Raw genomic sequence first — 20,283 nt, 5'->3', positions numbered from 1 at the left:
TCATACTATGCGTCATTCGTAATATTCGTTTTTGAATTCGTTACTTAGTTACCAGAAAATTATTTTCCCAATTTCTTTTTTGAAACCAAATTATTAATAACTGATAAAACGATGTACAAAATTATTATTAAAGGAATACCTGCGAACTTTAAAATGATTAACAACACAAAAGCAAGAGTGAGAAAAATGTAACGCACTTTATTATCCGCCCATGAAAAGTTTTTGAACTTGAATGCAAAGAGGGAAATGGGAGCGATGAGGAGAAAAGAGGAAATAAGGGATAGGGAAATAAGGAAATAAGGATTGGTTATTATTTGCTTCATTGATTCACTAATTAAATTGAACTGTAATACAACGGGCAATGATGAAATAAATATTGTGTTTGCAGGAGTTGGAAGACCGATAAACATATCAGACTGACGCGTATCAAGATTAAATTTTGCCAGCCTGATTGCTGAAAAAATAGTTATTAAAAATCCGCAGAACGAAATAGGTGCGGCAACAAATACATCGGCTCCGCATGTTACCATAGAATGATTTAGCAATATAAATACTATCACTCCCGGCACCACACCAAAACTAACCATATCAGCAAGCGAGTCTAATTGTTTTCCGATTTCAGAATTTACTTTTAAAGCACGCGCAGCCATTCCATCCAGAAAATCAAACAGGCAGGCAATGCCTACCATGTAAGCACTCCAGATTAAATTTCCTTCAAAAGCAAAAACAATGGCAATACATCCGCAAAACAGATTACAAAGCGTGAAAAAATTAGGGATGTTTTTCTTAATCATCAAAGCCAAAGTTAAGAAAGGTTTTTTCCTGCGTATCTTCTTTTAATATCTTTGAATTTACCAATGAATACGAATATACCCGTACGGAATATTGTTTTTTTTCTGCTGTTTACGGTAATCGGTTTTCTCGCCTACAAAGATTGTTTTGGTATTTTAATGCCTTGTGACACGTACGGACAATTTTATTTATTTGAAAAAGGATTTATTACAGGATTTAATGAATATTCGCAAACTGCTGCTCCTTATTTTTCCGGGTATTCCATAGTATATTTTCTTTATCACTTTTTCGGATTAGTGCCTTCTTACTGGATAAGTGCGGGGATTTTATTGCATGCATTAAACACATTTCTTGTTTTCCTGATTGTAAAACTGTTTTTTAAAATATGCCTTAATCGCACGACAGAAACAGTTGCTTTTTTTTCAGCCCTTATTTTTCTTGTGTCGCCCTATCAGACCGAAGATATTCTGTGGTTGAATATCCGCTGGCTGTTTCATGCGAGTGTAGCTCTCGCTGGCCTTTATTTTTTTATTCTCTATTTAACAGACCCTTCTGTAAAGAAAGTTTCTGTAATTCATTTTTTGTTTCTGTTAGGAATTTTTTCTAATGAAATCACCGCCATTGTCCCCGTGATTTGCCTGGTTATTTATTTCTTGTTTCAAAAACTTCACAAGACAAACATGTCATTAAAAAAAGTTATTATTCAAATTATATTTATTCAGGTTCTGTTCATTGCACTTTATTTTCTTTTTTGTAAAATCCGGTATGGGCATTGGATCTGGCATGCCGGAACTTCGGAACACATTACACAATCAGGCAACTATGTAAAAACGCTTCTGAAATATTTTGCCAAATTCTTTTTATTCTATCGCTACATTCCCGTCAGCGAATTCGACAATTTGCTAAGAAGTTTTTCCTCAAATTATTTTTTGCTTTCCTTTTTATTCCTTGCTGTTGCTTCCTTTCTTGCTTTTTTCTTTATGCGAATAGTGAAAAACAAAAAAGAAGAAGGTTATTTTTTAATTTCAATTTTTATATGCTTCATTCTTTTTCTCCTGCCCATGCTCCCTCTTGATTCTTCTTTCCTGAAATATATTTACCCGGACAGATACGGTTACCTTGCTTCAGTTTTTTTCTACATTTTTGTTTCTGCTTCGTTCTTTTTTGTGCTAAGAAAATTTGCGTTCGCAGCCATGACCGGATATGCCGTATTATGCTGGGTCCTGCTGATGCAAACTATTCCGGTCTGGAACAAAGCAAATAATTATTGTAATCGTTTGGTTGAACAGTACAAGCCGTTCATAAAATATGATCATGTATATGTGTTGAATATTCCCGCTTACTATAAAGGGATTGCCGCTTTTCGTTCTTCGTTTGATGCTTCCATTTTTTTTACATACGATAAATCTCCCATAAAAAAAATTCAGGTAATTGCAGGTTGTTATCAGGATTTTGATTCGGATTCTATAGCGTCTGTAAAAACCATTGGCAATGAGATACAAGTTATTGGACCAAAGAAAAAAACTCCTTACTTCAGCACGGGTGGTGGGTGGGCAAAATCCTATGAGACGGATCAGTATAAAGTAACTTTTGATTCTGCAAAGTGCTCTTATTTGCTCAGATTTAAAAATGAAATTCCTCTAAATTCTGCTTTCATATATGCTGGAAGTGATAGCTGGAAAAAAGCTGAGTGAATAAACAATATATTGGTCGAAATTCTGTTACGCAGAAGTAGGTTTCCTTCAAATAATTTTTATCTTTATCTTCAGTATGAAAAACATAAAATCTTTATTACCTGTTCTGGCATTATTTCTTTCAAATATGCTTTCAGCACAGGCTCCAAAATACAGCAACGAGTTTCTTGCCATTGGTGTGGGCGGACGAGCGCTTGGGCTTTCCAACTCCTGCATTGCATCTGTGAACGATGTAACTTCAGGATACTGGAACCCGGCAGGATTGCTTGGTGTGAAAAATGATATGCAGGTGGGTCTGATGCATTCAGAATATTTTGCCGGAATTGCCAAATACGATTACGGAGCCGTTGCAAGGCGGCTTGACAGCAGCAGCGCTTTTGGCTTAAGCATGATTCGTTTTGGAGTTGACAATATCCCCAACACCACCGAACTGATTGATGCTTCCGGAAATGTTGATTATGATAAGATCACTCAGTTCTCCGCTGTTGATTACGGATTTATTATCTCCTACGCACGCACTCCGAAAATAAAAGGGCTTCGGCTTGGAGCAAATGCAAAAATAATCCGAAGGATTGTTGGAGATTTTGCAGGCGCATGGGGATTCGGATTAGATGCGGGAGCACAATACGAATACAAAGGATGGAAGTTGGGAGCAATGGCAAGAGACATCACTTCTACTTTCAACGCATGGAGCTACAACCTGACGCAGGAAATGAAAGATGTTTTTGCCTATACCAACAATGAAATTCCAACCAACTCCATTGAAGTTACTTTGCCTCGCTTGATACTTGGCGGAGCCAGAAAATTTGATTTGATGAAGGATTTATCAATGCTGGCAGAATTAAATGTTGATATGACATTTGACGGAATGAGAAATGTGCTTATTAAAAGTAATCCCATCAGTGCAGACCCGCACTTCGGGCTTGAGTTAGGATACAAAGGCATTGCATTTTTAAGAGGAGGAATCCTGAATATTCAGCATGAACAGGATGTAACAGGAAAAAACATTACAACGCTTCAACCAAATTTCGGAGTAGGCATAAAAATTAAACGCATCAGCATTGATTATGCAAAAACAGATATCGGCAATCAATCTGTTGCTCTTTATTCACATGTGTTTTCAGTGAGGCTGGATATCAATAAACAGTCGAAATGAAGAAAAAATTACAAGTTACAAATTACAAGTTATGGAAATCCATCCCTTCGGGACAGGTTAAAAAGATTGTGATTTTTTTTGCCTTTTGCTTTTCGCCTTCTTCTTTTTGCTTTTCTCAGCCACAGATTTATTGGAACGAGTGGATTAATTTCTCCCAAACTTATTACAAAATTCCCATAGCGAAAAACGGAATTTACCGGCTCGATTTTCAAACGCTTTCAAATGCAGGAATTAATCCTTTAACAAAGGATTCCCGCAACTTTCAAATTTTCTTTCGCGGACAGGAACAATACATTTATGTGGAAGACAAAAATGGAAATGACACATTAGATACTAACGACTACATAGAATTTTACGGGCAGAAAAATGACGGCTCGCTTGATTCCGTCCTTTATAAAGGCGATTTATATGACAAGCCAGTTCGGCAGCCGAATCCGTATTACAGTTTGTTCAACGATACTTCGGCATACTTTCTCACCTGGAATAATTTAACTGCCAACAACCGGATTGTGCCTGACACCGATACCGCCTATTCTTCGATTCCGCAGACAAATTATTTCATGAAAGAAATTATTATTGAAAACCATACAAATTATTATGCCGGAAAATTCACTGCCCAAAATATTAATTTTCCTGAATATCACGAAGCAGAAGGCTGGTCAGGTGTTGATTTCGATGAATATGTCCCTACAAATAAATTTACTGTTACTTTTAATACATCAAACACATGTTCTGTTTGTCCGCAGCAAACAGAAATTAAACTTGCTTTAATGGGAGAATCTAATGACTATGCTACTACTTATAATCACAAGTTTAATTTAAAATATAAAGATGTTTTGGGCAATTATATTTCATTTGATACCGATTCATTTAACGGGTACTCTCTTTTTGATTCGGCTTATTATTTGCCCTCTGCTACTTTTGGCGCATCAACTGAGCTGGTAGTTACAGCACTTTCCGTAGCTCCTGCTACTGCCAGCCGCAACACAGTTCCTTATGCAGTGATGAAATTCCCTCACAACATGAATCTTGAAAATAAAACTTACTATGAAATGTTCGTGCCGGACAATTCTTCTCAACAATCCAAATCCAATTTCAGTTTCACAAATTTTAATGACTCCAGTTCTTCCGCCTATTTGTATGATTTTACCAATCACTTAAAAATTCAGATGACTAATAGCGGAGGCGCGTATAAAGCGCTTGTGCCGAATGCGTTTAATGCTTCTGAAAAATTCTGTGTGGTGAAATCTGAAAATCATTTTTTATCCGTGCCGTCTATAAAACCGGTAAGAGGCACAGGTTTTTTTACTGATTATTCGGCAATGGCTGCTGATTCTGCATACATCATCATTACTCATAATAGTTTGATGTCGGGCGCACTTGCCTATCAAAATTACCGGGCAGATCCTTCCACTTCCGGAGGTGGCGGGCATAATGTGATTGTTGCTGACATTGATGAATTATATGACCAGTTTGCCTACGGCATTCCAAAACATCCGTTTGCCATTCGCCATTTTGCTGATTACTGCACGGATGTTTTTCCTTCTTTGCCGCAAGATCTTTTCCTTATAGGAAAATCCATTCAAACCGATCTTATCAGAAACAATTATTCAGATCCTTCAGGAATCAATTACGCAAATTGTTTAGTGCCCTCCATCGGGTTTCCCACCAGCGATAATATGCTGGTTGCTGTGCTTAACGGCAATCTTATGAAACCAGCAATTCCGTTAGGGCGTCTCGCGGCAAAAAATAATCCTGACATTACCAATTACCTTGATAAGGTGAGGAAGTATGAACATCCGCTGCCAAATCCCGATGAATGGATGAAGCATATTATTCATCTGAGAGGAGGAGATACTCCCAGCCTGCAGGGGGAAATAACCACTTATCTTTTGGGATATGAAACAACCCTTGAAGACACCAGTTTTGGCGGATATGTGCACACATTCAAAAAAAATTCTTCGTTACCAACTCAGACCGCGCCCACTGATTCAATTCGCGGATTAATAAACAACGGTGTTTCACTCATCACTTTCTTCGGGCATTCTTCCGCTTCCATATTTGATTATAATCTTCTTCCTCCTGAACAATACAATAATAACTCAAATGGAAAATACCCGTTCTTCAGTGCGTATGGTTGTTCAGCCGGAGATATTCATAAACCCATTCAGGACGGAGAAAGCTCCAGCGAGATTTATGTTCTTACGGATAAGGGCATGATTGGTTTTCTTGCTTCTTCCGGACCCGGAACCCCTCCTGACATGGACAAGTTTGCATCTAATTTGTATAAAAATATAGGAAAAGATTTATATGGCCAATCCATCGGCAAATGCATTCAGTCTGCTATTGACACGATTGAAGGAAACGGAACAGCAATGTATATAAACGCCACTTGCCTTGAAATGACTTTGCACGGAGACCCCGCCATTGTAATTCATGCAAGCAAATTACCTGACTACGCAGTAAATAATTCTTTAAATAATTCTTCCGTTTATTTTACTCCCGCTTATGTTTCCACCGATTTGGATTCATTTGATATGAATGTGATTGTCACCAATATCGGAAAAGCCACAAACGACAGCGTTAAGGTGGACATAAAACGGGTTTTTGTTGACGGAACTTCTGTTTCTTATTCTGATACGCTACCATATTTATATTATAAAGACACCGTAATATTTACTTTGCCCGTTGATCCCATTCATGGACCCGGCTTAAATAAATTTGAAGTGCATGTTGACCCTCTCAATTCAGTTGATGAACTGGATAATTTTATCAACAACAATATTATTCCTCCAAATGAAATTCCCCTGCTGATTTATTCGGGAGATATTATTCCTGTTTACCCGTATAAATATGCCATTGTCCCCAATGATACCATTATACTGAAAGCATACACCGCAAATCCTTTTGCTTTATCTGCTCAATATATTTTTGAAGTAGATACTACAGATTTGTTTAATAGTTTTCAGAAAAAAACTCAGTATGCAACACAAATGGGCGCAGTGATAAAAACACCACTGCCCGTAATTCTATCTTCTCTTCCTGACAGCACAGTTTATTTCTGGCGCGTAAGAAGAGATGACCTTGACACATTAACCTACCGGTGGAGAGAAAGTTCTTTTCAGTATATCCCGAACAAGCGCGGCTGGGGGCAGTCGCACTTCTTTCAGTTTCTGAAAGGCGATAAGTTCAGCTACATAGATACCAACAGAGTGAACCGGTCTTTTGATCTGGATTTTCAAACTCATGCCATTGAAGTAGGAACTTGCAATAGCACACAGGCGACAGGTAGCGTATATTTTAATATGGATGGGCAGGTGATATCATTTAACTCATCTGTTTCGGCTTTTATTCCCCATGTATTAGTTTCGGTTATTAATCCGATTACAGGAGTTGTTTGGTCTAATATCAACGGAAACGATTACGGAAGTTTTCCAATTAACCCCTGCAATCGTTTTGAATTCCTCACAAGTACTCCTTCACAGCAGGAAACACTCAGAACCTTTTTACAGGACAGTATTCCCTGCGGAAGCAAAGTGATTTTATATACAAGCGGCAATCATAATCTCGGAGATATTCTCGGAGGAAATCCGCTCACAACAAATCCCGGGCTGGTGCAGGCGTTTATGTCAATAGGGGGAACGCAGTTTTCCGCTATTCAAAATAATTATCCGTACATTCTCATAGGAAGAAAATGCGGCACTGCCGTTGAAGAACTCGGAGCGAATAGTAATACGGTCTCTTTTCTTTCCGATACACTTATGATAAAAAGAGAAAGCGGATATATTTTTTCTGAAACAGTGGGTCCTGCATCCAAATGGGAATCCATGCACTGGAAATACCGTTTGCCATCACCCGGTTCTCAGGATTCCATAAAAATAACCGTTATCGGAATAAAAAATAATGGCGATACCGCCACACTGATAAAAAATATTTCCAAAGATTATCTCGGTTTTGACATATATAATCTTGACAACACCATCAGCGCGGATACTTATCCTTATTTGAAATTAACTGCCTGGGTGAAAGACAGCATCAAACACATGCCCGCGCAATTAACCTACTGGAGAGTTTATTATGACGGAGTTCCCGAAGCATCGCTGAATCCTTTTAAGAATTATACATTCTATAACCCAAGCATTCAACAGGGCGACAGCATTAAAATGAGCGTTGCCATAGAAAACATTGGCGATTATGACATGGACAGTTTGTGGGTTGACTTTTGGGTGTATGATTCCAACAGGAGTAAAGTGCCTCTTCCTTCTGTAAAGCTCGCCCCGTTATTAGTTGACAGTTTTTTAATTGCAAATACAAAATTTCCGACTGTAAATCTCAACGGCATAAATATTCCGGGCGGATTGAACAGTTTGTGGGTGGAAGCAAATCCATTTAACGCGCAGCATCAACTGGAACAATATCATTTTAATAATATCGGCACCATTCCTTTCAATGTGAATACAGATAAAATAAATCCGCTCATGGATGTTACCTTTGACGGAGTTCACATCATGAACGGTGACCTTGTTTCGGCAAAACCAAATATTCTCATAAAACTGAAAGATGAAAATACTTTTCTTGCTTTGAATGACCCTTCTGATTTTGATGTTCGCCTCAAACGTCCGGGAAAAACAACGTATGATACAGTTTTGTTTGGCAGCAGCATGACATTTGAACCGGCAGTATTGCCAAGTAACAGTTGTAAAATAAATTATATGCCTGCTCTGCCGGATGGAATATATGAATTGAAAGTTCAGGCAAAAGACCGAAGCGGAAATAATTCAGGAATTGTGGAATACAAAATTTCTTTTGAAGTGATTAACAAGCCAACCGTCACCAGCGTTTTGAATTACCCGAATCCTTTTTCAACTTCCACCCGGTTTGTTTTCACGCTCACCGGTTCAGAGGTTCCCGATTATTTCAAAATACAGATTATCACCATCAGCGGAAAAATGGTGCGCGAAATAAATAAGCAGGAACTCGGTTGGCTTCACATCGGCAGAAATATTACTGAGTATGCATGGGATGGTAAAGATGAATTTGGCGACCAGCTTGCAAACGGACTGTATCTCTACCGTGTGATTACCCAGCTCGATGGCAAATCGCTTGAGCATCGGGAAACAACTGCCGACCCGTTTTTCACACAGGGATATGGCAAAATGTATCTGATAAGATAATTGCCTTTCAGATTTTACAATCTCTCTTTCTTTTACTTTTGCTTCGTGCTCAAATTCGACAAACATATTTTCATCTGCACCAACCAGCGCGAGGGAATGCCGGGAGAAAAACCATTCTGCGGAGAAACGCACGGAATGGCAATCGTGGAAGCATTCAAAACAAAACTGAAAGCAAAAAAACTCTCGGTTAAAGTTCGGGCGCAACGAGCCGGATGTTTGGATGTCTGTCATTATGGACAAACCGTTGTTGTTTATCCCGAAGGAATTTTTTATACGGGCGTTGAACTGAAAGATGTGGATGAAATCATTGAAGAACATATTATCAATAACCGCCCTGTTCAGCGATTGGTTCTGACTAAAGACAAATACTAATCCCCCTTTTTTCCCCTTAAAAGAGGGAAAGCGAAGTAGGGGGATTCTTTCATGACAGACTTAACTCCATATTTTAACCGCCTCGACATTCTAAACGATACCGCAAAACAAATCATCAAGGATTTCGGAATGGCAGGTTTGGAAATAAAATTCTCCGGCACTGCTGATAACGCCTATGCCGAACTATTTGCTCAGATTCTTCCACACATAGAAAAAATGCTGACTCATAAAAACTCCCCTCTCCTTCGGAGAGAAGCTGGGGCTGAGGCATTTTATAACCTGATGTATCGGATTGACATCAGCGAAACCCAAATCAAGAAAGCAGTTGAACAGGCAACAGATAAATCCTTTTCTGAAGTTGTAACCGATTTGATCCTGAAAAGAGAGTTGCTGAAAGTTATTACCCGAAAAAATTATTCGGCAGGAAAAGAACTGTAACTCATATGCCGCTGCAATCGCTAACGCAAACAAAATATTTATCCCTATCTTTGAGAAAAGATTCCGAATGAAAAAAATTCTTCTCTTACTCATCATCGTCATTGCGAGCGAAGCGAAGCAATCTAACTTCGCATCTGTTAATTTCTAAAATGAAACGCGCATTCAAATATTGTCTATTGTCTATTGTCTGTTGTTTACTTGCATTCTCTTCCTGCAAAGTCCACTACTCCTTTTCAGGTGCATCCGTTTCTCCCGATGTAAAAACCGTTTCCATACAAACTTTCAAGAACAACGCATCGCTGGCTCCTCCCACGCTCAGCCAGTCGCTCACCGAGGCGGTAAAAGATATTTTCACTTCGCAAACCAATCTCGGCATCGTTTCACAAAGCGGAGATTTGAGTTTTGAAGGCGAGATTACCAACTACATTACACAACCTGTTGCCATCCAAAGCAACGACCAGGCAGCGCTCAACCGCCTCACCATCACAGTGCATATACTATTTACAAATGCAAAAGATGAAAAGCAAAACTTTGAAACAAGTTTCGCCCGCTATTCAGATTATTCCAGCACACAAAGCTTAACATCCGTGCAGGAATCGCTCATAGAAGACATCAACAAGCAATTGGTTCAGGATATTTTTAACAAGGCGATGGTTAACTGGTAACAGCCGAGTCAATTGGTTGATTAGTTAATTAAGGAACAGCCCCTCACTCTACCTTAATTGACCAATTAACCAGTCAACCAATTAACTATCTAAGTTTGTACATTCGTAATTGACTTATGACCCGCAATCAATTTATAGAATACCTGAATTTTCCTGAGAAGTTGAACGGTCATTCCATTTCCGCGCTGGAAAAATTGGTGCAGGAGTATCCCTATTTCCAAACGGGAAGAATGCTGTACCTGAAAAACCTTCACAATCAAAACAGCATTGACTACGAAAAAAATCTGCACATCACTTCTGCCTATGCTCCGAGCGGGAAGGTGCTTTACAATTTAATCAAGAAAAAACCACAAGTCTCAATTCACAAGCATATGGTGAGCGAAGCCGAACCATCTCAAGAAATACAAATAGACAGTAGACAGTCAACAGTAGACAAAGAACAGCCGAAAGAAATTTTTCCAAAGTTAGAACCGATTGCTATCCTTCAGGAAATGCCAATGACTATTAAGGAAGAAAAGAAAGACGAATACGATGACCTTCAATTGCTGGAAAAAGAAATGCTGAGAGAAGCGTACCGCACTTCAATGACGATTGATATTCTTGAGGAAAAGTCTCAAGTCTCAAATCTCAAGTTCCAATAGAACCACAAACCACAAACCACAAACAAGGAACATATTCTTTTGGCGATTGGATGAAAGTAGTGAGCGGACAAACTCCCGCTTCTGCGATTGAGCAAAAAGTAAATCAGCAAAAGCAAACGAATCAGCTCATTGATAACTTTCTCCTTGACCAAACGGCTAAATCGGCTCCCAAACCCAAAGCCGAATTCTATTCTGCCGAAGCCATGGCGAAAAAAAGCATTAAGGATGATGAAACCTTCGTTTCCGAGACGCTTGCCACCATCTATTTAAAGCAAGGCAACCTCCCGAAAGCCCTCCGTGCCTACGAAATTTTGCTTGTGAAGCATCCCGAAAAGATTCATATATTCGCTCCCCTTTTAGAGAAAATAAAAAAACTCTTGGAGGATCAGAAAAACAAGTAATAACTAAAAACTTTTCGGGATATGGCTACTTTTCTTTCCATCCTTATTATTATCGTATGCGTTCTTCTCACTTTGATTGTTCTCATTCAGAATCCAAAAGGTGGTGGAATCGCGTCAAACTTTATGTCAACCAACACATTCATTGGCGCAAAACAGCAAGTTGAGCTCATCGAGCAAATCACTTGGGGATTTGTTGGCGGACTTGTAGTGCTGTGCATAGCGTTTGCAGCAATTGTTGGAAACGGTGCCGGAAAAACTGAAACCAAAGAATCCATTGTTGGGAAATCTGAAATGCCTATGCCTGGCAACGGAGCTCCTTCTATGCCTGCTCAGCAACAGCAAGCTCCGACTCAGCAACAACCGAAGTAAGCCATCCTGTCATCAGAAATTCTGACATCGGTTGTAAATAAAATATTAATCAGGAAAAATTGTCCGATAAGAAAATAAAAAAGCCTTTGGCACTATAACTGACAAAGGGGACGTGAAAAAGTAAAAATAAAGTTCACCCCGTAGGATAATCCCGTTGAACAGCGGAGTGAAATAAAAATTAAAAACAATATCCAACGGGGTAAATCAAATAAAACAAAACAAAACCATGGCAAAAGTAAAATTTCAACCACAGGGAGACAGAGTTCTCGTTGAAGCAGCTCCCGCAGAAGAAAAAACCGCTGGCGGAATCATCATTCCAGACACAGCAAAAGAAAAACCACAGAAAGGAACCATCGTAGCGGTAGGTCCCGGCAAAAAGAAAGACGAACCCATGACCGTTAAAGTGGGCGACACAGTTTTCTACGGAAAATATTCCGGAACAGAAATCTCTGTTGATGGAAAAGAATTTTTAATCATGCGCCAGGATGATGTGTTTGGCGTGATTGGATAACACACTGTCATTCCGAATGCAGTGAGGAATCTCATTAAGGAGATTTCTCCCTTTGGTCGAAATGACAAATGCAAAACAAAAAGTAAAAACAATTAAAATCTAAAAACAAAATGGCAAAAAAAATAACTTACGATACCGATGCTCGCGATGCGATGAAGCGCGGTGTTGATGCGTTAGCAAACGCTGTAAAGGTGACGCTCGGACCGAAAGGCCGCAATGTCATCATTGACAAAAAATTTGGTGCACCTCAAATCACTAAAGATGGTGTAACCGTTGCAAAAGAAATCGAACTGCCCGATGCAGTAGAAAACATGGGAGCTCAGCTTTTAAAAGAAGTAGCTTCTAAAACAGCCGATCTGGCAGGTGACGGAACAACAACCGCTACTGTTCTTGCGCAAGCAATCGTAACGGCAGGTTTGAAGAACGTTGCAGCCGGTGCAAACCCTATGGATTTGAAACGCGGAATTGACAAAGCGGTTGAAGCAGTTGTTGCTGACTTGAAAAAACAATCCAAATCGGTTGGCGATGACAACAAAAAAATCGAACAAGTTGCTACTATCTCTGCAAACAACGATTCCACCATCGGAAAACTGATTGCTGAAGCAATGGCAAAAGTGAAGAAAGAAGGCGTTATCACTGTGGAAGAAGCAAAAGGTACTGAAACAACTGTTGAAGTTGTGGAAGGAATGCAGTTCGACCGCGGATATGTTTCTCCTTACTTCGTTACCAATGCAGATGAAATGGAAGCGGTATTGGAAAACCCTTACATTCTTCTTTACGACAAGAAATTGTCCACCATGAAGGAACTTCTTCCCATCCTTGAAAAATCAGCTCAGACAGGAAAAGCACTTCTCATCATCTGCGAAGATTTAGACGGTGAAGCTCTTGCTACTCTTGTTGTAAATAAAATTCGCGGTGCGCTGAAGATCTGCGCTGTGAAAGCTCCCGGCTTTGGCGATCGCAGAAAAGAAATGATGCAAGACATTGCAACATTAACTGGCGGAACCTTGATTTCTGAAGAACGCGGTTTCAAATTGGAAAACGCTGACCTCTCTTATCTCGGAACAGCTGAGAAAATCACCGTTGACAAAGACAACACTACTCTGGTTGGCGGTAAAGGAAAAAAATCCGACATCACTGCGCGTGTAAATCAAATCAAAGCCCAGATTGAATCTACTACTTCTGATTACGATAAAGAAAAATTGCAGGAGCGCCTGGCTAAATTAGCTGGCGGTGTTGCAGTTCTTTATGTGGGCGCTGCTACCGAAGTGGAAATGAAAGAAAAGAAAGATCGTGTGGATGACGCGCTTCATGCTACCCGCGCTGCCGTTGAAGAAGGCATCGTTGCTGGCGGTGGAGTTTCTTATCTACGCGCCATTGACGCGATAGAAAAAATGAAGGGCTCCAACGAAGACGAAGCAACAGGAATTCAAATTGTAAAACGTTCGCTCGAAGAACCACTTCGCATCATTGCTGAAAATGCAGGTGTGGAAGGTTCCATTGCTGTGCAAAAAGTTCGTGAAGGCAAAGGCGACTTTGGTTTCAATGCCCGCACCGATGTGTATGAAAATCTCATCTCTGCAGGCGTAATTGACCCAACCAAAGTAGTTCGTATAGCTTTGGAGAATGCCGCTTCTATTGGCGGAATGATTCTCACAACAGAATGCGTTCTTGCAGATATCAAAGAAGAAAAATCCGCTATGCCGCAAATGCCAGGAGGAATGGGCGGTGGAATGGATTACTAATAAATTCCAAGCAGAAAAAGAAAACCCTCGGCAATTGTCGGGGGTTTTTTATTTTTACTGCGTGAACAAGATTCTCAAAATCGGCCTCATCGGATTTTCATCCACCATTGGAATTGTAATTCTGTTAAGATTGATTTTTGGAATTTCTACCATCTATATCGCTCCGCTGGCGCTCCCATGGGGAATGGTAGTGATCATTGGCGCCATGAAGAAAAAATAATTATTCTGACTTTATTTCTGTATTGCAAGATTTATCTTCAAGGAGGGAAAATTTTGTTCCGAAATAATTATTGAAAACAATTCGAAAAGAATTAACCGGAGAAATAGAATCGTAAGCTGAATTTTTTAGCGTATCATCTGGTAAAAGACAGGCATTGAAAATTGTTTTTGATTCTTTTATTTGCTCCTCGCTTCCAAGTTCCGCAAAATCACGAAAACCGTGGTCGCCTTGTATAATAATAACTGGCTTTACTTCTGAATGGCTGAGAATATAATTTATAGTTTTCATCAGCTGCTGATTGGCGAATTTCAGCTGCTTAAGATATTTTTCTTTTCTTCCTTCCTCTGAGCATGCATATTCATCCGACATTCTGTTTCCGTTTTCATCATAGAAGTACGGATAATGTGGCATCATTACGTGTGCATAACAGAAAGACGGTTTTTCCCTGACAGATATTAATCGCATAAAAATTTCAGGATTGATTTCTGCAAGAGAAATTAATTGTCGGTGTTCATGAGTAATTCCCAGTCTCTCAGTCAGCAGAAAGAAAATTGTTCTGTCAAATAAATTTGTTTTTCGGTAAAAGGGGTCGGTGTAAAAAGCAGGAATATTTTTCAAATCGAAGAGAGATAAATTTTTTATTTCATACCCGTATGCCGAAAGCATTTCTGCAGTCGCACTATTTTTAACCATGTCATAGGCTTTCGAAATCTGAACCTTTTGCGCCTGTTCATAATTTTCAATATTCAGGTAAGACATATTAAGCGATGATGCAATGCTGAATGGAGTAGAGTTATAATTGCAATGGCTCTTTTCAGCTATGAAAAATCCTTTTGACTTTAAAAAACCTGCCAGTGTATCGTTGTCATAGTTCCAATATTTTTTTAAACTGGAAGAATTCGTATAAGAATCCAGAACGATGTAATAAATATTTCTTTGTTGTATAGAATCGGAATGGGACTGGATTTCGCTAGCTTTAAATTTATTCTGTAGTATAGGGTTAAATTCTTTATACGTGGCTGTTTTGTATATCTCAAACAGGAGAAACATAAAAAACACAAGGTTGAAATAGGTGTTTAACCTAATGAGATAACGTTTCGTTTTTTTAAGAAAAAGAAAAATACTAAAAGAAATCAGAAACATCATCCCTGTCAGCACTAAATGAAATTTTGAAAACAAAAATTTTGTAATAATTCCGCTTAGCGGTTTAAAATCAAACAGCCAATAATAAATATCAAAATAGTAAAATGAAAAGATAAGTATTGACAAAGTAAGGATGCCGGTTTTTATACTATCCTTCACTAAAAGTCTGCTCATTAAAAAACAAACTCCGGCAAAGCAAACTATGATCAGGGAAAATAAAATTACATCTTGCGCAGCAGGGAAATAAAATACAAATTTATTTCTGGCAGTATTAATTATAAATAGCGCTGCAAAAAAGGCAAGATATAAAAAAGGAGTGCGGGTAAGATTTGAAATCCTGAATTGCATCAGGTGCAAATCTACCTAATCTAGATTAAATCTTTATTTCCTCTTCATTCTTATTGTAGAAATGATATTCTAAAATATGGTGTGAGGATACGGGCTTCACATTTATGCTTCTTCCGTATTTTAAAAACCATTTTTGTTTTCTGCTCGGAATTCCTTTTGTGAAATAAGCTTCAATGAACGGGTGTACCGCAAGTGTAAGATTTTTCTGATTCTGTTCTCTCACCAAATAACTCAAATCCTTTTCAATCTGGTCAGCAAGAAGAATGCTTGATTGCACTTCTCCGCTTCCACCGCAGGAAGGGCATTTCTCCGTAGTCTTTTCTTTCACCTGAGGGCGAACACGCTCGCGCGTAATTTGCACCAATCCGAATTTACTCGGAGGCAGAATGGTATGAGTTGCAGGGTCGGTCTTCATTGCAGTTGTTAATTTTTCGTACAGCGTTCTGCGGTGATTCGGATTGCGCATATCAATAAAATCGCAGACGATGATTCCTCCAATATCACGCAGGCGAAGCTGGCGCGCTATTTCCTCGGCTGCTTCCAGATTCATTTCAAGCGCGTTTGAATCCTGATCTTTGTTTGAATGCGAACGATGCCCGCTGTTCACATCAATCACGTGTAATGCTTCAGTATGTTCAACGATAAGATAGCCACCTGATTTTATGTTCACGATTTTCCCGAAGGAAGATTTTATCTGCTTGTCAATTCCGAAATGTTCAAAAATGGGCATGTTTCCTTTGTAAAACTTCACGATGTTTTCTTTGTCAGGAGCAATCGTGTGGATATAGGATTTTATATCGTTGTAAAGATTCTGATTGTTCACATAAATTCCTGAGAACGATGCGTTAAGCATATCGCGGAGAATAGTGATGGAACGGTTCATTTCTCCGAGCATTATCTTCGGTGGGGTTGCGCCCTTGAGCGCTTGAAACATTTTTTCCCATTTGTCCATCAGGTCTTTAATATCGGTGTCAAGATCAGCAACAGTTTGGTTTTCTGCAACCGTGCGGATGATGACTCCGAAATTTTTGGGCTTGATGCTCTGTACCAGTCTGCGCAAACGATCGCGCTCTTCCAGTCTTCGTATTTTTTGCGAGATGGAAATTTTATCGGAGAAAGGAATCAACACTAAAAATCTTCCTGGTAAAGAAATATCTGCAGTGAGGCGGGGTCCTTTGTTGGAAATCGGCTCCTTCATAATCTGCACCAGCATGTTCTGGTTGTTGTGAAGCACCTTGTTTACCTTTCCTGTTTTCACAATATCCTGCTCATGTTTGAAATCACTAAGCAGGTGAGTGCCGAGCGCTCCGTTGTGAGCCATATTTGTGAATTTCATGAGAGATAAAACCTGAGGACCTAAATCAAGGTAATGCAGAAATGCATCTTTTTCGTAGCCCACATTAATGAATGCCGCGTTAAGACCGGGCATTATTTTTTTGACTTTTCCGAGGAAGATATCTCCTACAGAAAATCCCGCGTCTGAGTGTTCGCGGTTAAGTTCTACCAGACGCTTGTCGTGCAATAGAGCAATGACAACCTCTGATGATGTTGTGTTTATATATAGTTCGCTGTTCATTTAATAATAGTAATTGATTGTTGTGATGATAGAAAAACGGAAGTGAGATGAAACGAAAGAAGCGTGTGATTACACCTTCTTCATTAAAGAAAATTTCTGCTCGAAATGTTTGGAGAGATAAAATTCGGAGGATGGGTTAAATTTTAATCCACAACTCCACTGTTCCGCTTTTCCGGGGTTATTTTAACGCCCTTTCTTTTTGTGACGGTTTTTACGCAGGCGCTTTTTGCGTTTGTGAGTGTTCATTTTTTTGCGCTTTCTTTTTTTTCCTGATGGCATAGTGTTTACTTTTTTGATTGAGCCGATTTAGCTATCGGTGAAATCGTTAGTTAGATTGTTTTAATTTTTTAATGTATTCGTCAATATCCTTTATTATTAAAGTGTCTTTGACTCTTGTTTTATAGTTTTCGTAGCTCTCAATCGCTTTCTGCTTTTCTCCCATCTGAATGTAGGTATCGCCAAGGTAGACATACATGTCAATGTGCGTGGAATCAATCCGTAGGATTCGGTTGAAGCGTTCAATCGCTTTTTGAAACTGTTGCGAAGTTACAGAAAATAATCCAAGTTGGAGGTTTGCTTCAATGTTATTTGAATCCTTCTGAATTACTTCGCGAAGCAGTGTAATGCCTTTCATTGGCTGATTTCCGATCAAAGAAGAGCTTTCCACTATGGCTGTTCCAAGATTTGTCTTGATGGAAAGATTTTCAGGACTGAATTTGAGTGCTTTTTCAAATCCTTTAATCGCACCTATATATAAGGTAGCTTTCTTGTCACTCTTAATAAGCTGCGCTCCCTTAAGAAAATCATTTGCCGAAGCCAGCCACGATTGCTCATTGTTATCCGCTTCCGCTTTTTTCAAACCTGTTTCCAACCGGGCAAAAATATCTTTCTGTTCTGACGGAGCATTTTTCAGCGCTTCTTCAAATGATGATGTGAAATCAGAATTTTCTTTTTCGTTCTGCTTTGCTTCTGATTGTATTTTGGGAGCGAAATACAACAGTGCAGCCAAAACGACTGAGAGAAGAATTATGAATTTTTGTTTAGAGGAAATCAAGGGATGAACTAATCTTCTTTTACTGGCTGGCTCTTTTTGAGTCTGTTGCCAAATGATTTTGCGGGCTTGAATGCGGGAATGTTATGAGCGGGAATCATGATGGTGGTGTTGCGCGAAATAATCCTGCCTGGTTTTTTGGCGCGCTTCTTTATATATAAGGTTCCGAATCCGCGGAGGTAGACATTTTTGCCTTCACACATGGAATTTTTCACCACACTCATGAACGCCTCCACAATCGCCATAGTTTCTTTTTTCTCCACTCCTGTCTTTTCTGAAATCTTTGCAACAACATCTGCTTTGGTCATAAAAGAAATTTTACGTTGGACAAATATAAGATTTATCTCTTAAACTATCCTACTTTTGTACCTGATAAATAACCACTTAGCGCATTTTTATGGATTTTTCGAAGACAATAATTAAATGGTATGATAAAAACAAGCGCAACCTGTCTTTCCGAAAAACAAAAGACCCCTACCGAATTTGGCTTTCAGAAATAATTCTTCAGCAAACCCGCGTGAGTCAGGGGCTTCCTTATTATGAACGGTTTGTTCAGCTATTCCCGACCATTCATCATCTCGCCAAAGCAAAAGAAGATGTGGTGATGAAAGTCTGGCAGGGACTAGGGTATTATACACGGGCGAGAAATTTACATCACACGGCAAAACATATCAGCACTAAACTGAAAGGGAAATTTCCAAACGAGTTTGACGAAATAAAAAAACTGAAAGGCATTGGCGATTACACCGCTGGAGCTATTGCTTCGCTGGCGTTTAACAAACCGCATGTGGTGGTGGATGGAAATGTTTTCCGTGTTCTCTCAAGATATTTTGGAATAAAAACCCCCATTGATTCTTCAGAGGGAAAAAAGGTATTTAAGAAGAAAGCAGAAGAACTGCTTGACAAAAAAAATCCAGGCACATTTAATCAGGCAGTGATGGAGTTTGGCGCACTTCAATGTGTTCCGCAAAATCCTGATTGCGGAAAATGTTCGCTGAAAAAATCCTGCATCGCTTATTCAAAAAACCTTGTTGGTGTTCTTCCCATCAAATCTAAAAAAACAAAAATCCGAACACGCTACTTTAACTATCTCGTCTTTCGCAATAAGGGAAAAATCCTGATAAGAAAACGAACAGAAAACGATATCTGGAAAAACCTTTATGATTTTCCGTTGGTAGAGACAAAAAAAGAAATGAAGCCCATCCCCCCCGCCCTTCCCAAAGGGAAGGGAGAAAATAAACTGCAAGTCCTTCCTTTCGGGAAGGATTTAGGATGGGCTATTCCTTCACAACCCTTCAAACATGTGCTCAGCCATCAGGTCATTTTAGCGCGGTTCTGGGAGGTAAAGAAATCAGGTAATAATAATTTTTTTACAAACAGGGAATCAACTTATATAAATGAAAATCAATTACATAAATATGCTTTCCCTCGTCTTATAGTGCGATATTTTGATGAAAAAATTGCCTGAAATCGAGCCTCTTAAATTTTGAAAGCTCCTTTTATTTTCTACCTTTGTCAATCGTTTTTAAACAAACAAAATAAATCTACAAACTATGGGAGGAGTTAACAAAGTAATTCTTTTGGGAAATGCAGGAAAAGACCCCGACATCAGGCATCTGGAAGGAGGTGTAACTGTTGCGAGTTTCCCATTGGCCACCACCGAATCATTCAGAGACAAAAATTCCGGTGAGAAGAGAGAGCAAACCGAGTGGCACAATATTGTTATGTGGCGCGCACTTGCCGAGAGCGTTGAGAAATCAGAACTCAAAAAGGGCGACCGCGTTTATCTTGAAGGTAAAATAAGAACACGTAAGTGGCAGGATAAAGAAGGCAATCAACGTTTCACAATTGAGATTGTTGCCGATACTTTTACGATTATAAACAGGAAGCGAGATAAAGAAGGAGAAAATAACCATGGCGCAACTACAGAAGCTCCCGCTGTAGAAAGTGCCGGCTCAGATCTTCCATTCTAAATATTAGATTACAC

The 20,283-nt window shown here is 39.3% G+C and carries 19 protein-coding genes; 14 read left to right on the top strand and 5 right to left on the bottom strand.

Features of this window, described 5'->3' with window-relative positions; genetic code table 11:
- Window positions 1–59: 59 nt before the first annotated feature.
- Window positions 60–791: a CDP-alcohol phosphatidyltransferase family protein gene (locus tag HY841_04330; GenBank protein MBI4929967.1), complete on the bottom strand. Its 732-nt coding sequence runs from the start codon at window positions 789–791 to the stop codon at window positions 60–62.
- A 66-nt stretch (window positions 792–857) separates the two neighbouring features.
- Between HY841_04330 and HY841_04325 the strand changes: the two genes are divergently transcribed.
- From HY841_04325 to HY841_04270, 12 genes are all read left to right on the top strand, one after another.
- A complete protein-coding gene (locus HY841_04325; protein MBI4929966.1) occupies window positions 858–2,486 on the top strand; it encodes a hypothetical protein in 1,629 nt (542 codons plus the stop codon).
- Window positions 2,487–2,562: 76 nt separating this feature from the next.
- A complete protein-coding gene (locus tag HY841_04320; GenBank protein MBI4929965.1) occupies window positions 2,563–3,642 on the top strand; it encodes a PorV/PorQ family protein in 1,080 nt (359 codons plus the stop codon).
- A complete protein-coding gene (locus HY841_04315; GenBank protein ID MBI4929964.1) occupies window positions 3,639–8,816 on the top strand; it encodes a hypothetical protein in 5,178 nt (1,725 codons plus the stop codon). The genes HY841_04320 and HY841_04315 overlap by 4 nt, the downstream gene beginning before the upstream one ends.
- Before the next feature lie 96 nt (window positions 8,817–8,912).
- Window positions 8,913–9,188 (top strand): (2Fe-2S) ferredoxin domain-containing protein, encoded by a 276-nt coding sequence (locus tag HY841_04310; protein MBI4929963.1) that lies wholly within the window; start codon window positions 8,913–8,915, stop codon window positions 9,186–9,188.
- Between the two features lie 51 nt (window positions 9,189–9,239).
- Window positions 9,240–9,626 (top strand): hypothetical protein, encoded by a 387-nt coding sequence (locus tag HY841_04305; protein ID MBI4929962.1) that lies wholly within the window; start codon window positions 9,240–9,242, stop codon window positions 9,624–9,626.
- A 149-nt stretch (window positions 9,627–9,775) separates the two neighbouring features.
- On the top strand, window positions 9,776–10,291 hold the full coding sequence (locus HY841_04300) for an LptE family protein (GenBank protein ID MBI4929961.1): 516 nt from the start codon (window positions 9,776–9,778) through the stop codon (window positions 10,289–10,291).
- Window positions 10,292–10,407: 116 nt separating this feature from the next.
- Window positions 10,408–10,932, top strand: coding sequence for a hypothetical protein (locus HY841_04295; protein ID MBI4929960.1), 525 nt, complete (start codon window positions 10,408–10,410; stop codon window positions 10,930–10,932).
- Between the two features lie 50 nt (window positions 10,933–10,982).
- Complete coding sequence (locus HY841_04290; GenBank protein MBI4929959.1) at window positions 10,983–11,333, top strand: hypothetical protein; 351 nt, start codon at window positions 10,983–10,985, stop codon at window positions 11,331–11,333.
- Between the two features lie 21 nt (window positions 11,334–11,354).
- Window positions 11,355–11,702: a preprotein translocase subunit SecG gene (secG, locus tag HY841_04285; protein MBI4929958.1), complete on the top strand. Its 348-nt coding sequence runs from the start codon at window positions 11,355–11,357 to the stop codon at window positions 11,700–11,702.
- Window positions 11,703–11,928: 226 nt separating this feature from the next.
- Window positions 11,929–12,213, top strand: coding sequence for a co-chaperone GroES (locus HY841_04280; GenBank protein ID MBI4929957.1), 285 nt, complete (start codon window positions 11,929–11,931; stop codon window positions 12,211–12,213).
- A 110-nt stretch (window positions 12,214–12,323) separates the two neighbouring features.
- Entirely contained in the window at window positions 12,324–13,958 is a 1,635-nt protein-coding gene (gene groL, locus HY841_04275) for a chaperonin GroEL (protein MBI4929956.1), read from the top strand.
- 61 nt (window positions 13,959–14,019) lie between these two features.
- Window positions 14,020–14,178: a hypothetical protein gene (locus tag HY841_04270; GenBank protein MBI4929955.1), complete on the top strand. Its 159-nt coding sequence runs from the start codon at window positions 14,020–14,022 to the stop codon at window positions 14,176–14,178.
- On the opposite strand, the gene HY841_04265 is transcribed toward HY841_04270, so the two are convergent.
- The 4 genes from HY841_04265 to HY841_04250 form a co-directional block, all read right to left on the bottom strand.
- A complete protein-coding gene (locus HY841_04265) occupies window positions 14,179–15,495 on the bottom strand; it encodes a hypothetical protein (GenBank protein MBI4929954.1) in 1,317 nt (438 codons plus the stop codon).
- 199 nt (window positions 15,496–15,694) lie between these two features.
- Entirely contained in the window at window positions 15,695–17,245 is a 1,551-nt protein-coding gene (locus HY841_04260) for an Rne/Rng family ribonuclease (GenBank protein ID MBI4929953.1), read from the bottom strand.
- A 325-nt stretch (window positions 17,246–17,570) separates the two neighbouring features.
- Window positions 17,571–18,254: a hypothetical protein gene (locus HY841_04255; GenBank protein MBI4929952.1), complete on the bottom strand. Its 684-nt coding sequence runs from the start codon at window positions 18,252–18,254 to the stop codon at window positions 17,571–17,573.
- Window positions 18,255–18,307: 53 nt separating this feature from the next.
- Entirely contained in the window at window positions 18,308–18,604 is a 297-nt protein-coding gene (locus HY841_04250; protein ID MBI4929951.1) for an HU family DNA-binding protein, read from the bottom strand.
- Between the two features lie 89 nt (window positions 18,605–18,693).
- On the opposite strand from HY841_04250, the gene mutY reads away from it, so the two are divergent.
- Window positions 18,694–19,764: an A/G-specific adenine glycosylase gene (gene mutY / locus HY841_04245; GenBank protein ID MBI4929950.1), complete on the top strand. Its 1,071-nt coding sequence runs from the start codon at window positions 18,694–18,696 to the stop codon at window positions 19,762–19,764.
- An 85-nt stretch (window positions 19,765–19,849) separates the two neighbouring features.
- Entirely contained in the window at window positions 19,850–20,269 is a 420-nt protein-coding gene (gene ssb, locus HY841_04240) for a single-stranded DNA-binding protein (protein MBI4929949.1), read from the top strand.
- Window positions 20,270–20,283 lie beyond the last annotated feature (14 nt).

It is taken from the genome of Bacteroidota bacterium (assembly GCA_016213405.1).
GTDB lineage: Bacteria > Bacteroidota > Bacteroidia > Palsa-948 > Palsa-948 > Palsa-948.
This window is presented reverse-complemented; position numbering and strand designations above follow the sequence as displayed.

Bases quoted from the DNA above. Each gene is read 5' to 3' on its own strand.
- HY841_04325 (MBI4929966.1), top strand. From the start codon at position 858: ATGAATACGAATATACCCGTACGGAATATTGTTTTTTTTCTGCTGTTT.
- HY841_04320 (MBI4929965.1), top strand. From the start codon at position 2,563: ATGAAAAACATAAAATCTTTATTACCTGTTCTGGCATTATTTCTTTCA.
- HY841_04315 (MBI4929964.1), top strand. From the start codon at position 3,639: ATGAAGAAAAAATTACAAGTTACAAATTACAAGTTATGGAAATCCATC.
- HY841_04310 (MBI4929963.1), top strand. From the start codon at position 8,913: ATGCCGGGAGAAAAACCATTCTGCGGAGAAACGCACGGAATGGCAATC.
- HY841_04305 (MBI4929962.1), top strand. From the start codon at position 9,240: ATGACAGACTTAACTCCATATTTTAACCGCCTCGACATTCTAAACGAT.
- HY841_04300 (MBI4929961.1), top strand. From the start codon at position 9,776: ATGAAACGCGCATTCAAATATTGTCTATTGTCTATTGTCTGTTGTTTA.
- HY841_04295 (MBI4929960.1), top strand. From the start codon at position 10,408: ATGACCCGCAATCAATTTATAGAATACCTGAATTTTCCTGAGAAGTTG.
- HY841_04290 (MBI4929959.1), top strand. From the start codon at position 10,983: ATGAAAGTAGTGAGCGGACAAACTCCCGCTTCTGCGATTGAGCAAAAA.
- secG (MBI4929958.1), top strand. From the start codon at position 11,355: ATGGCTACTTTTCTTTCCATCCTTATTATTATCGTATGCGTTCTTCTC.
- HY841_04280 (MBI4929957.1), top strand. From the start codon at position 11,929: ATGGCAAAAGTAAAATTTCAACCACAGGGAGACAGAGTTCTCGTTGAA.
- groL (MBI4929956.1), top strand. From the start codon at position 12,324: ATGGCAAAAAAAATAACTTACGATACCGATGCTCGCGATGCGATGAAG.
- HY841_04265 (MBI4929954.1), bottom strand. From the start codon at position 15,495: ATGAGCAGACTTTTAGTGAAGGATAGTATAAAAACCGGCATCCTTACT.
- HY841_04260 (MBI4929953.1), bottom strand. From the start codon at position 17,245: ATGAACAGCGAACTATATATAAACACAACATCATCAGAGGTTGTCATT.
- HY841_04250 (MBI4929951.1), bottom strand. From the start codon at position 18,604: ATGACCAAAGCAGATGTTGTTGCAAAGATTTCAGAAAAGACAGGAGTG.
- mutY (MBI4929950.1), top strand. From the start codon at position 18,694: ATGGATTTTTCGAAGACAATAATTAAATGGTATGATAAAAACAAGCGC.
- ssb (MBI4929949.1), top strand. From the start codon at position 19,850: ATGGGAGGAGTTAACAAAGTAATTCTTTTGGGAAATGCAGGAAAAGAC.